General features: G+C 68.7%; 12 protein-coding genes and 1 pseudogene. 7 read left to right on the top strand and 6 right to left on the bottom strand.

Features of this window, described 5'->3' with window-relative positions:
* Positions 1–375: universal stress protein (locus ACYVLQ_RS29475; RefSeq protein ID WP_460700804.1), on the top strand; the 375-nt coding region annotated here is incomplete at its 5' end.
* Between the two features lie 4 nt (positions 376–379).
* Here ACYVLQ_RS29475 and ACYVLQ_RS29470 read toward each other — a convergent pair.
* On the bottom strand, positions 380–2113 hold the full coding sequence (locus tag ACYVLQ_RS29470) for a sensor histidine kinase (RefSeq protein ID WP_460700803.1): 1734 nt from the start codon (positions 2111–2113) through the stop codon (positions 380–382).
* 487 nt (positions 2114–2600) lie between these two features.
* On the opposite strand from ACYVLQ_RS29470, the gene ACYVLQ_RS29465 reads away from it, so the two are divergent.
* A complete protein-coding gene (locus ACYVLQ_RS29465; RefSeq protein ID WP_460700802.1) occupies positions 2601–3530 on the top strand; it encodes a universal stress protein in 930 nt (309 codons plus the stop codon).
* A 20-nt stretch (positions 3531–3550) separates the two neighbouring features.
* A complete protein-coding gene (locus ACYVLQ_RS29460; protein ID WP_460700801.1) occupies positions 3551–4579 on the top strand; it encodes a hypothetical protein in 1029 nt (342 codons plus the stop codon).
* A 237-nt stretch (positions 4580–4816) separates the two neighbouring features.
* Here ACYVLQ_RS29460 and ACYVLQ_RS29455 read toward each other — a convergent pair whose 3' ends face one another.
* The 4 genes and pseudogenes from ACYVLQ_RS29455 to ACYVLQ_RS29440 form a co-directional block, all read right to left on the bottom strand.
* The gene (locus ACYVLQ_RS29455) at positions 4817–5158 is read right to left on the bottom strand and encodes a CBS domain-containing protein (protein WP_460700800.1); all 342 of its coding nucleotides are present in this window, start codon (positions 5156–5158) and stop codon (positions 4817–4819) included.
* A 325-nt stretch (positions 5159–5483) separates the two neighbouring features.
* Positions 5484–6002, bottom strand: a pseudogene (locus ACYVLQ_RS29450) (site-2 protease family protein); the annotation flags it as partial.
* Between the two features lie 146 nt (positions 6003–6148).
* The gene (locus ACYVLQ_RS29445) at positions 6149–6703 is read right to left on the bottom strand and encodes a flavodoxin domain-containing protein (protein ID WP_460700799.1); all 555 of its coding nucleotides are present in this window, start codon (positions 6701–6703) and stop codon (positions 6149–6151) included.
* Between the two features lie 407 nt (positions 6704–7110).
* On the bottom strand, positions 7111–7995 hold the full coding sequence (locus ACYVLQ_RS29440) for a DUF302 domain-containing protein (protein WP_460700798.1): 885 nt from the start codon (positions 7993–7995) through the stop codon (positions 7111–7113).
* A 245-nt stretch (positions 7996–8240) separates the two neighbouring features.
* Between ACYVLQ_RS29440 and ACYVLQ_RS29435 the strand changes: the two genes are divergently transcribed.
* Positions 8241–8516, top strand: coding sequence for a hypothetical protein (locus tag ACYVLQ_RS29435; protein ID WP_460700797.1), 276 nt, complete (start codon positions 8241–8243; stop codon positions 8514–8516).
* 9 nt (positions 8517–8525) lie between these two features.
* The gene (locus ACYVLQ_RS29430) at positions 8526–9218 is read left to right on the top strand and encodes a magnesium transporter (protein WP_460700796.1); all 693 of its coding nucleotides are present in this window, start codon (positions 8526–8528) and stop codon (positions 9216–9218) included.
* On the opposite strand, the gene ACYVLQ_RS29425 is transcribed toward ACYVLQ_RS29430, so the two are convergent.
* Positions 9205–9630, bottom strand: a complete 426-nt coding sequence (locus ACYVLQ_RS29425; protein WP_460700795.1) for a hypothetical protein — start codon at positions 9628–9630, stop codon at positions 9205–9207. The genes ACYVLQ_RS29430 and ACYVLQ_RS29425 overlap by 14 nt on opposite strands.
* Positions 9631–9832: 202 nt before the next feature.
* Between ACYVLQ_RS29425 and ACYVLQ_RS29420 the strand changes: the two genes are divergently transcribed.
* Both ACYVLQ_RS29420 and ACYVLQ_RS29415 read left to right on the top strand, forming a co-directional pair.
* The gene (locus ACYVLQ_RS29420) at positions 9833–10735 is read left to right on the top strand and encodes a universal stress protein (RefSeq protein WP_460700794.1); all 903 of its coding nucleotides are present in this window, start codon (positions 9833–9835) and stop codon (positions 10733–10735) included.
* Between the two features lie 107 nt (positions 10736–10842).
* Positions 10843–12213 carry a serine hydrolase domain-containing protein gene (locus ACYVLQ_RS29415; RefSeq protein WP_460700793.1) on the top strand — a complete coding sequence of 457 codons (1371 nt, stop codon included), beginning with the start codon at positions 10843–10845 and terminating at the stop codon, positions 12211–12213.
* The last annotated feature ends 48 nt before the right edge of the window (positions 12214–12261 follow it).

Genomic DNA, 12261 nt, shown 5'->3' with positions numbered 1-12261 from the left:
CTCATCAACCAGCACGAAACCACATGCTACCCAAAAACATTACAAAGTGATGCTGGAGTACTAGAACCGTCGATCCTGGGCTGGGACGTGATCCGCGATACCGAGGACGCCGTGTTCGCCGAAAGCCTGGCCGGGTTCGGTGAACGGTATCCGGATGTGCCGGTGCGGCGAATCCTGGTGCGCGACCGGCCCGTTCGCTCGCTGCTCGAGGAGTCGGAGAAGGCGCAACTGGTCGTGGTCGGCAGTCACGGGCGCGGTGGATTCGCCGGGATGCTGCTCGGATCCACCAGCGCCGCCCTGGTGCAGTCGGTGGACTGCCCGATCATCGTCGTGCGGCAACCCGCGAAAGATGCCTCCGGACAAAAGGATTCGTGATCGGTCAGCCCAGCGGTGCGGACCACCGCAGCCGGGTGCCGGGGCGTGTCCCGGCACCCTCGGAGGTGCCTTGGAGCGCGGAGAACTCGCCGTCGGCGGATTCGGCGCGCCGGGCCAGATTGGTCAGGCCGCTGGGGGTGATGTTGTCCGGGATGCCGCGGCCGTCGTCGGTCACGATGATCACGAGGTTGTCCGCCACGTCGATCTCCACGTCGATCGAGGACGCCTCGGCGTAGCGGACGGCATTGCTGACTCCTTCGCGCACAACGGCTTCCGCGTGGTCGGCCAGGTCGGCCTCTACCACCGACAGTGGACCGGTCACGCGCAGCGAGGTCCGGATCTCCGTATCGGCGGCCTGCTGGCGGATCGCCTCCTCGACGCGCTGCCGCAGCCGGGTGCTGTTGGTGGCGTTGCCGTGCAGGTCGAAAATGGCTGTGCGAATCTCCTGCACCACATCCTGCAGATCGTTGATGGCGTCGGTGAGGCGGACCCGGACCTCGGGGACCTTGGTACGGGGCACTGTGCCCTGCAAGCTGAGGCCGATGGCGAACAGCCGCTGAATGACATGGTCGTGCAGGTCCCGGGCGATACGGTCGCGGTCGGTGAGAATGTCGAGATCCCGCATCCGGCGCTGCGATTCGGCCAGGTGCATGGCCAGTGCCGCTTGATCGGTGAACGCGGTCGCCAATTCCAGGGTCTCGTCGTCGTAAGGTGCTTCCTCACGCGGCCGCGCCGCGATCAGCACACCCAGCGGTGCGTCCGGGGTATGCAGGGGGAGGACCAGTACGGGGCCGGACTGTTCGATGATGTCGGCGAGATCGGTGGCGCGCGCATCATCGATGCGTAGCGAAGTGCGCCGGGCGAACGCCTTTCCGACCGTGGTGCCCTCTAGCGCCAATCGCCTGCCACGGTGCGCGTCCGGATCTCCGGACGCCTGGGTCACGAGGAGTTCGGTGACCTCATCGGGCGGTGTTCCCGGTTCGGCGACCGTGGCGAGCAGCATGCGATCGGAACGAGTCAGCCGCCGCGCGTTGTCGACCAGGTGTGCCAGGACGTCGTCGGGATCGGTACCGGCGAGGAATTCGGTGGTCAGATCGCCGGTGGCCTCGATCCAGGACTGCCGGGCACGGGCGGACTCGTAGAGCCGGGCGTTCTCGATGGCGATACCGGCGGCCGCGGCCAGCGCCTGCACGATCAGCTCGTCATCCTCGGTGAACAGCTGGCCGTTGGATTTCTCGGTCAGGTACAGATTCCCGAAGATCGAGCCGCGGATGCGGACCGGGACCCCGAGGAAGCTGCGCATGGGCGGATGGTTGGGCGGGAAGCCTACCGAGGCCGGATGGGTTGCCAGGTCCTCGAGCCGGATCGGCTTGGGCTGGCTGAACAGCAGTCCGAGGACGCCGTGGCCCTCGGGCAGGTCGCCGATCAGGGTGCGGGTCTGTTCGTCGATGCCCTCGTAGATGAACTGGGACAGCTGCTCGTCGTGGCCTCGGACGCCCACGGCGCCGTAATGCGCGTCGACCAGGCTGGTGGCGGTGTGCACGATGGTGCGCAGGGTCTCGTCCAGGTCGAGCCCCGACGTCACGGCGAGCATGGCCTCGACCAGCCCGTCCATGCGGTCGCGGGAATCGATGATCTGCTCGACGCGGTCCTTCACCTCGGTGAGCAGCTCCCGCAGCCGCAGCTGCGACAGAGTGTCGCGCACCGAATAGGAGCCGGTCCGCGAATCGTCGGTCATCTCAGCAATCCTGTACTCCGGAGGGGCTATTTCCGAACCACAAGATTCTACGCGGAGCGAACCAATGACGCCGGAATCAGGACTGTACCGTCGGTAGACAAGAATCCGATCAACCCATGGAAATTTGGGTTCGCTGTATCCAGGCTTCTCTGACGACGTGTCGCGGGTGCTCGGTTGCGTCGTGCGCCGGGCAGCACCGACGCTCGATTCCGCCGCACGCGAGCGGATCGGCTGTGCCCTCGTCGCCGCTCGCTCGTAGCGGCTTTGTCCATCGCCCGGAGTCAGCGTCACGCAGGTCCGGTATCCGATGCCATGGCCGAAGGTCCCGCGTCGGTGCGTCGATGGCCCCGCGGGTGGTGCGACCCCGGGCGGATTGGTCTTTCGGCTCGCGGCTCGGTGACGATCGGCAGCGGTGGGCTGCCGCGTCCGGCTTCTACCGTTGAACCGGTTGCCGCTGGGGCGATCACGGCCGGTTTCGGAGGTCGACATGAGTGTGCGGCGCAGCGGCGATTCCCATCGTCTGGCATCGGCGGCGGTGGTCGTCGGGGTGGACGGTTCCGAGGGATCCGATAGTGCCCTGCGCTGGGCCGCGCGGTATGCGGCACTGCGCGACCGTGAATTGCGGATCGTGCACGGGACGGACCTGCGGGGGATGCGCCGGGTGATCGGTATCTACGAGGTGGTCGTGCCGCCGGTGGTCGAGGCCGTGGAACGACATGGCAAGGCGGTGGTCGCGCGGGCCGAGCGCACCGCACACGCGGCGGCGCACGGGCTGCGGGTCACCACGATGGTGTCGGACGATTCGCCCGCCCACGTACTGATCGAACAGAGCGACGGGGCCTTCGTCACTGTGCTGGGTGCCACCGGATCCGCGGGAACCATGGCGCATCTCGGGTCGACATTGCTCGCGGTGTCCTCCCACGGGCATGGCGCAGTGGTCGTGGTGCGTTCGGATCCGGAGTCCGACAACGTAGTTCGCGATAGCGGGCCGGTCGTGGTCGGTATCGACGGTAGCCGTGTCGGCGAGGCGGCGATCGCGGCCGCGTTCGCGGAGGCGGCCGAACGGCGTACCGACCTCGTCGCGGTGCATGTCTGGAGCGATTGGGATTACGGCCGATTCGCCGGGCAGGACGACCCACTGCTGCCCTACGCCAACCTCGAGGAGGTCGAGCACGCCATCCTGGCCGAGCGGCTCGCCGGGTGGCAGGAGAAGTATCCGGACGTGCGGGTGTGCCGCAAGGTGTACATGTCGGCGCCCGTACGGCACCTGCTGACCTGGTCGGAATCGGCGCAGCTACTGGTGGTCGGGAGTCGTGGCCGGGGCGGATTCCTCGGAGCGGTGCTCGGGTCGACCTCCAATTCCCTTGTGCAGCACGCCCATTGCCCGGTGATGGTGGTTCACCCGGCGGATCGATGAACGAGAGCGCAGGTCCCGCGATGACGACGAAGTACCGGACGCCGGGTATCGGGGCATCGGCGATGCTCCTGGCGCTGCGCCTGCCGACCTGGTTGCGGCACACGGTGGGGGAGTTGCGATACGAGGGGAGATTGACCGGTAGGCGTGTCGCCCTGCCCGTGTCGCTCGCGCGAGTGGACGACATGGTCATCGTGCGGGTGGCGCGCGCCGAGACCGAGACCTGGTGGCGCGATTTCCGCACACCCCACCCGCTGTCGATCCGCGTCGACGGGGCATGGCTGTCCGGGTCCGGCCGTGTCGTGCTGCCCGGGACGATGGAACACGAAGAAATGCAGGCGTGGTACGAGCGGGGACACCCGCGCGAACGAGTGTCGGAGTCCGACCCGTACGTGGTGGTCCAGGTGAATCACGCTGCGGCACCTGATATTCGGAACCGATTGTGGCAGCGCTGGTTTCGCGCTGTCACCCTGGGCGAGTTCCTCGGCCTTCTCGCTCCCGCGCTGGCGGGCGCGCTGACGGTGAATGCGGCGCCGGCGGTGACCGCCGGGGCGATGCTCGCCGCGGGAGCGGTGGAGGGGGCCGTGCTCGGCCGGTCGCAGGCCGGAGTGCTGCGGCCGGTACTGCGGGGATTCGCCCCGCGCGACTGGATCGTCGCCACGATGGTCGCGGCCGTGGCCGCTTGGGCGGTGGGGCTTGTCCCGATGCTGTACGGCGACCATTGGCCGGAGTGGCCTCCAGCGGCGCTGGTGCCCGTCGTGGTGGCCGGTGCCTCGGTGATCGTGTTCTCGCTGGGTGTCGCCCAGTGGTTCGTGTTGCGGTACTGGACGACTCGGGCCTGGTGGTGGATCTGGGCGAATGTGCTCGGCTGGGGCGCGGGACTAGGTACGTTCGCGCTGGTGACCACGCCACTGTGGCAGCCGGGGCAATCGGCTGCGCTGGTGGCCGCCATCGGTGCGGTCGGCGGCTTGGCGATGGCCGCGGCCATGGCGGCGGTGACGGGCGCTTTCCTGGTGCGCATCCTGGCGGCCGAACGTACCGTAACGCCCTGATCGGGCCGCCCCGGGCGTCCCGGCGTTCGACGGCGAACCGGGCATTGGCGAAAAGCTGGGTGATTCAGGATGACGACATCCTTCCGGCATTGCGCAAGTTTCCCGGCTTGCGCAGTCGACGGGTGCGTTAGAGACCCTCCGCGCTCGTGATGCCGCGGCAGTTTCCCGAGTGCCCGACCGCCTCGTGGCGGTCAGGAAGGATCTGCTCGGGGGCGTCCACGAGTAGGGGCGTGGCTGTCATGGCAGGGCTGCCCGTTGTGGTGAACGGCGGAGTTCGTTGGGCGGCTCCATCTTTCGGATCGGCAGGCCGAGTGCGGACCGGTCACAGGCGGTGGTCAGGTCGGTGGCGGTCACCACGCCGATGAGACGGCCCGACCCGTCGACGACGGTGAGCGCATCGAGTTGGGGCCGCAGGACGACGCGCGTGGCGGCGTCCGCGAGCAACTCGTCGGGACCGACAATCGCGCCGGAGGGCAGGCTCCGGGCCACCGCGTCGATCCGGGTGGCATGGGCGGGTGGCGGTCGGCGCCGCCGCGAGATCCGACCACGCGAGGATCGCGACCGGGTGGCCTTGCGCATCGATGACCGGGAAGACCCGGTGACCGGAATCGGGGGCGCTCGAGTCCAGCAACTGCGTGATGTGCCAGAAGCTGGGTACGGCCATCGGGCTCGGGGTCATGATGTCCCGGATCTTGGTGTCGCCCAGTCGGTGTCGCAAACCGGCGAGGGTGAGTTCGGCGTGCGCCGCGGTCCGCAGGAACCATCCGAGCAGCATCAGCCAGGCGCCGCCGAGGTGCCCGAAGACGATGATTTCCGCGACACCGAGAACGATCAACGCGGTGCCGAACATCTGTCCGCTGCGCGCGGCGATGGTCGCCGCGCGCAGCCGGTCGCCGGTGCGCCACCATATCGCGGCGCGCAGCACCCGGTCGCCGTCCAGCGGTGCGCCGGGCAGCAGGTTGAACACGGCGAGAACCATATTCGTGAGCGCCAGCCACACAAGAGCGCCCACCACCGCCCCGCCGGGGGCCGTGGCCTCGGCGATTGCCGCCAGGCCGAAGGCGAGGGCGCCGAGGCCGAGACTGGCCAGCGGTCCGGCGATCGCGATTCGGAAGTCGGCGCGGGCGTCGCGTGGTTCGTCGGCGAGTTCGGAGGCTCCGCCCAGCAGCCACAGCACGATGCGTTCGACGCGCACTCCGTTGCGTGTGGCGACGATCGAATGTGCCAGCTCGTGCGTCGCCAGCGACGCGAACAAGGCGAGCGCGCCGCCGATGGCTACCGACCACACGACGGCGGTGGTCCCGGTGTCGCGCAGGTCGGTGCCGAGTATCCAGGTGAACAGCGCAATGGTGACCAGCACCGACCAGTGTGCGCCGAGGCGGATTCCGGCGACGCGGCCGAGGGGGATCGTTTCGTGCAACATCGTTCGTGCGACCTCTCGAACCAGTTCTACCGGCCGTGCCCGCCAGGCACGGCCCGGCCATCGCTGCGCATCGCGAGCAGCAGCGCGGACAGCAGGCAGCGTTGGTAGCCTCGCGCCAAGGTGGGCGGCCATGGGTTTGGTCTTGCTCACGGGTGGATCACGGAACTGTGGGACTGCGGCAGCCGCAGGGCGTCGGCGATCGTCTCGGTCCAGGCGGTGATCGCCGCCCAGTCCCGCAGGTCGCCGTACCGGCCGCCGCCCAGCAACCGGTGGCGCAGCCGGGCGCCCAGGGAGACCCCGGCGCGTTCGTAGTGCCCGGCGAAGGCGTGAAAGCCCCTGGCGCCGACCGAATTCCGCAGTGCCGCGATGCGCTCGGGCACCCGCCGCGCGATCCGGCGGCCGATGGGCCCGCGCAGTGCTGCGGAAACGCTCACGCTGAACATCCAGACATCGAGATCCGCGAGGGCATCGCGATTATTGCGGACGTACTGTACGGCGGAGGGAAGGTAGTCCATGTTATGTACGGCGCTGCCGAGAACGACGGCGTCGAAGCGCGACAGTTCGGGGGCGTGGTCGACGTCGGCGATCTCGACGTCAGCGCCGCGATTGGCCAGATCCTCGCCGATGTACTCGGCGATTTCACGGGTCGACCCCTGTGCGGTCGCGAAGATGACGGCGATACGAGGCTGTTCGGTCTCCATACCCCAAGCCTCCGCTCACCGCATTCGGCCGATGAGAGGCGAGATGCCTGACCACGGCAGGACCAACGTCATCGGCGGAGGTTACGCGGTGGTGGCCGATCAGGGTTCGGCACTGTGGTGGGCGAATCCATATGTGGAGGCGATGCGTCGCTACCCCTGCGGGAGGAGGAACGCCATGAACACACTCGCGCCGTGCGCTGGAGCTGGCATGCGGCGTGATTGGAATCTGCCGAACGGCATGCGGCGCTTCACAATTGATCTCCCGGGGCCATCTCGGGTCGACAAGCGGCCGAGAAGGTGGAGGAATCCGGAACACTGCGCCGATCCGCGGCAACGCAGGCAAGTAGACGGCGGTGATTGCGGCCGGACACCTCGCCGGATGACAGCGTGTCGTGGGCCCAGGGCGACTATCGGTGCTGACCTTGGGCGACGGGTAGGCGCAAGGTGGCGACTGTACGGGCCAGCAGGCGCCGGGCGTCGTCGGCGACCGTCTGTAATCCGTCCTGTCCGGTCGCGCGCACCAGTACCGACGGATCCGCCGCTTCGACGAGCGTGCCTCCGTCCGCCGCGCGGACCACGACGTTGCACGGCAGCAGTAATCCGGCCTGGCGATCCGCATCGAGCGCCCGGCGGGCCAGCATGGGATTGCAGGCGCCCAGCACCGTGTACTCCTCGATCTCCTCGCCCAGTTTCTCCCGGAGCACGGCCTGGATGTCGATTTCGGTGACGATGCCGAAACCTCCCTGCCGCAAGGCCTCTCGTATCCTCGGCAGGGCTTCGGCGAACGGCGCGTCGATGTGCGCGGCGATTGCCGGAGAGGGGACTACCGGGATGCGAATCTCGGTAATCAGCCGACGGGGATCACTTACCTCGTCGGGGCCGACGAGGTACGCCTCCGTCGGCAGTCCTACCGGGCGGTATCCGTACTCGTCCATCCATTCGTGTAAGGCGCGGTAGGCGGATGGGAGTCCGCCGTAGCCGCCTCGATGGGCGGTTCGCGCGACCATCGCACCGGGAGCGACGACTACCTCTGCCCCGGACCGCAGGCTCAAGGTCGGGGCCGGCTCGACCGGCACACCGAAGTCCACGACCGTCACCTCGTCGGGCGACAGGTTCTCGGCGAAGGTGAGGGTCGGCGCACCGCAGGCTGTCAATCCCGCTCGCTGGACGGTCGCCGTCAGCTCGCGCATGCCCGCCGCGATGTCCTCACCCAGCCGGTCCGGCCGGATCTCCCGTGGCATACGCAACACCGCCTGCGGCACGGCCTCACACACATCGACCCGATACTCCATCGCAGCCCTCCTCACTCTCCACACGAGCCTGCGACGGTGAGCGCGGTGGAACGAGGGGCGAAAGGCCCGCAACGACGGGGAAACGCCGGAAATCCCGCAGGCGACGGAGGTCACAGGCGGGATGGTCTTTCGCCTGCACGCAGCTGGTGCTCGCGATAGGGAGCACGGCATTGCGGGGCGCGAGTTTCGTTGAGAGGCAGCGCTACTCGATGGCGCGTCCGGGCGGTCGGGGATACCGTGCGACGGTGCTAACACCTCTGCCGACCACCGAAATCCTCGAGACGGCGGCGGTGCACGCCACCCGGGACGTACCGATCGCGGCCCCAAGGGAACGCGTGGACGACGTACTCGCCCGGATCCGCGGCCGACGGTTCACCTGCGCTGCCGTGGTCGCGGTGTGTGACGGCAGTCGGCTGGCCGGGGCGATCACGATCGAGAGCCTGTTCGCGGCGGCCGCGGACGCAGTCGTCGGCGACATCATGGACGTGCATCCGCCGACCGTCGCCGGTCACCGGGACTAGGAGCACGCGGTGTGGGAGGCGTTGCGGCACAACGAGCCCGCGCTCGCGGTCGTGGACGGCGAGGGGCGGTGGCTGGGCGTGATACCGCCGCAGCGGTTGCTGTCGGTGCTGCTGCGGGAGCACGACGAGGACGTGGCCCGGTTGGCGGGGTACCTGTCGTCCACGGCGGGCGCGCGTACGGCGACCGAGGAACCGGTGGGACGGCGGCTGTGGCACCGGTTGCCGTGGCTGCTGGTCGGTCTCGCCGGGGCGATGCTCGCGGCCGGTGTCGTAGACGCCTTCCACGCCCAGCTCGAGCGCGAGGTACTGGTGGCGTTCTTCATCCCGGGGATCGTCTATCTCGCCGATGCGGTCGGCACCCAGACCGAGGCGCTGGTGATCCGGGGCTTGTCGGTGGGGGTCGGTATCCGTCGCATCGTGTATCGCGAAGCGGTGACCGGGGCGCTGATCGGGCTGCTGATCGCGCTCGTGAGTTATCCCCTGACGCTGTTGTTCTGGGGTAACCAGGAGGCGTCGCTGGCGGTGTCGGTGTCGCTGCTGGCCGCCTGCTCCGTGGCGGGGGTCGTCGCGATGGCGTTGCCGTGGGCGATCTCGAGGCTGCAGGTCGATCCGGCGTTCGGATCGGGTCCCCTGGCCACGGTCGTGCAGGATCTGCTGTCGATCCTGGTGTACTTCGCCGTCGCGGCCGTCATTGTGGGGTGAAGCGGGTTCGGCGCGGGTCGGAATCGGTCATCGCCAGCGCGATTACGACGAGTCCGGCCACCACGCAGACCGGTTGCAGCCAGCTGAAGGTCTCGATCGTGTAGATCTGCACGATGATCCAGCTGACGAGCAGGGCACCGCTGATCATGGCGATGGCCGTGGCACGCCGGTCTCCGCGCACGACGAGCACGGCGGTGAATACCATCGGTACCCCCACCATCAAGGCGAGTGCCACGGCGGCCAACGGAGGACTGTCGAGGGGGAGTCGTTCCGTCGCGGTCGCACCGAGGTCGATTGCCCCGGTGGCCAGGCCGACGGCCCCGGCGAGCGCCCAAATCGCGACGACACCGGCGACGAGTACCAGTGCGGACTGCCGGATGTCGATCCGGTGCTTGTTCCGGGTGGCCATCATGAGACCCACGATCGCTGGATCGGCGTGGCCCGGGTAGAAGCGATGTACCCGGACGACCGGTGACCTTCGACCGCCCCGGCGACGCGACACCTCGCGGCCCCGAATACTCGCGGGGCGCAGGTCCACTCACCGCGTGACCTTGTTCCCTGGGCCTCGCACCGCGGGGGCGTGATGCTCGAATCGACACCGACGAGGAGGCATCATGGCGGACCCCCAGACACCCCGTATCGACCCGGCCGACGCGCCGATCGTGGCCGCCGTGGACGGCTCGGCCATCTCGTATCAGGCGGTCGAATGGGCGGCGGTGGATGCCGAGCTGCGGCACTGCCCGCTGCACATCGTCACCTCCCAGGCGTTCCCGACCGGCTACGGTTTCGGCGCGACGCTGGGCGAGCGGGAGATGGAGTGGCTGCGCAGCGACGCGGAGCGCGTGCTCACCGAGGCGAGCCGGATCGCGCACAACGCCGTGCCGGGGGACACGATCGCGGTCACGACCGAGTTGACCTTCGAACTGATCATCCCGACCATGATCGATCGTTCTCGCGCGGCGCGGATGGTCGTGGTGGGCAACCGCGGGCGCGGCGCGATCGGGCGCGCCGTGCTCGGGTCGGTGAGCACGTCGCTGACCCGACACGCGCACTGCCCGGTCGCGATGGTGCACGGCAGCTCGCGGACGGATGCGATCTCGGCGCGTCAGCCGGTGGTCGTGGGCGTCGACGGCAGCGCCGACAGCATGTCCGCCATCGAGCTGGCGTTCGAGGAGGCATCGCGCCGGAAGGTCCCGCTGATCGCCGTGCACGCGTGGAGCGATACCCCCGGCTACGGCCTGCCCGTGCACGGATGGGAGGAGATTCGGACAGCCGAGGAGATCATGCTGGCGGAGAGCATGGCCGGTTTCGGTGAGCGGTATCCGGAAGTGCCCGTCGAGCGGATCGTGGTGTGCGACAGGCCGGTTCGATCGATTCTGGACTACGCCGACGGCGCCCAACTGGTCGTGGTGGGCAGCCGCGGGCGTGGTGGGTTCGCCGGTATGACGCTGGGGTCGACGAGCACCGCGGTCCTGCACGCGGCCGAGTGCCCGGTGATCGTGGTGCGTGAACGATGAGTTCGAGTGCCGGGATGGATATGAGCACTCGACAGGTTCGAGACCGTGCGTCGGACAGGAAGACTCTGACGGTTAGGGTCGCAGAACTGTTCAACCGCAGGCCGGTCGTGGGCGCCGTGGTCGCGGTGGTGCGCGACGGGAAAGCGGAGTTCGTGCGGCACGGGTCGGCGGATCTCGCCGCGAACCGGCCGGTCACGGAGGACACGGTGTTCCGCATCGCGTCGATCACCAAGACCTTCACCGCCATCGCGGTGCTGCAACTGTGGGAGCGCGGACTCGTCGAGCTCGACGCGCCCGCCGCCGACTACCTACGCGGCTTCCGACTGGTCGCCGACGACGCGGACTTCGGCCCGGTGACGGTCCGGCACCTGCTGACCCACACGTCCGGAATCGGTGAGACGGCCTACCCCTGGCACGCGCTGCTTCCGGATTTCGGGGAGAGCGTGCGGCAGGGGACGTCCTTGCCCTCGCTCGGTGAGTACTACCGGCACGGCCTGCGAATTCGAGCCGAGCCGGGCACCCGATGGACCTACACCGATCACGGGTTCGCCACGCTCGGTCAGATCGTCACCGATGTCACCGGCGTACCGCTCGCGGAATACCTGCGCGCGCATGTCTTCCGGCCGCTGGGCATGTTCGACACCACCCTGGCCTACGCCGACGTTCCGCGAGTCGACCGCGCCACCGGCTACACCCTCGGCAGGCACGGCCCGGAACCGGTGGTGCATCGTGAAATGACCACTGCGGCGGCATCTTCGGCCTGCTCCTCCGCCCGCGACATGGCCCGATACCTGGACGCCCTGCTGGGAGGAGGTCGCAACGATCACGGTCGCGTGCTCGAATCGGACACGCTGGCAATGATGTTCGCGTCCCAGTACCAGCCGGACCCGCGAGTCCCGGGGCTCGGACTGAGCTTCTTCCGGGGGCTCGTCGGTGCCCACCGGGTTATCGAGCATCAGGGCATTCTGCCGGGTTTCAACTCCCAGATATGGGTTGCCCCCGACGCAGGGACCGGCGTGCTCGTCTTCGTCACCGGCGGCCACCGTGCCCTGCTGTGGTTGCCCGCCGAGACCTCGACACTGGTGCACGACATCCTCGGTGTCCCGGAACCCGCGATCCGGACCGATGTTCCGCACCGCCCGGACGTGTGGCCCGAGATCTGCGGGCACTATCGGCTGCCCGGCTCGCTCGCCGACGTTCGCGCGCGGGCCATGGTCGGCGCCGGCGCCGAGGTGCGCATCAGCGGCGGGCGGCCGGTGCTGCGCGTACTGACCGCGGTGCCGTCCCTGCTGCGTGGACTGCCGCTGCACCCCGACGATCCGGATGACCCGCGCGCGTTCCGTATCGACCTCACCCGCTTCGGAATCGGCACGGGCCGAATCCTGTTCGGCCGGGAGCCCGGTACCGGAACCCCTGCGATGTATTTCGATCTGCATCCACTGACCATGATCCGCCGGACGGGCGACCTCGGACGGTGACGCCGTGTGGTCCCGGGGTCGTTGGTCCCCGGCACCGATGACCGTCGG

The organism is Nocardia thraciensis, from assembly GCF_054782435.1.
This window is presented reverse-complemented; position numbering and strand designations above follow the sequence as displayed.

Coding starts and splice junctions, on each gene's coding strand:
- ACYVLQ_RS29470 (WP_460700803.1), bottom strand. CDS start 2,113: ATGACCGACGATTCGCGGACCGGCTCCTATTCGGTGCGCGACACTCTG.
- ACYVLQ_RS29465 (WP_460700802.1), top strand. CDS start 2,601: ATGAGTGTGCGGCGCAGCGGCGATTCCCATCGTCTGGCATCGGCGGCG.
- ACYVLQ_RS29460 (WP_460700801.1), top strand. CDS start 3,551: ATGACGACGAAGTACCGGACGCCGGGTATCGGGGCATCGGCGATGCTC.
- ACYVLQ_RS29455 (WP_460700800.1), bottom strand. CDS start 5,158: ATGCGCAAGGCCACCCGGTCGCGATCCTCGCGTGGTCGGATCTCGCGG.
- ACYVLQ_RS29445 (WP_460700799.1), bottom strand. CDS start 6,703: ATGGAGACCGAACAGCCTCGTATCGCCGTCATCTTCGCGACCGCACAG.
- ACYVLQ_RS29440 (WP_460700798.1), bottom strand. CDS start 7,995: ATGGAGTATCGGGTCGATGTGTGTGAGGCCGTGCCGCAGGCGGTGTTG.
- ACYVLQ_RS29425 (WP_460700795.1), bottom strand. CDS start 9,630: ATGATGGCCACCCGGAACAAGCACCGGATCGACATCCGGCAGTCCGCA.
- ACYVLQ_RS29420 (WP_460700794.1), top strand. CDS start 9,833: ATGGCGGACCCCCAGACACCCCGTATCGACCCGGCCGACGCGCCGATC.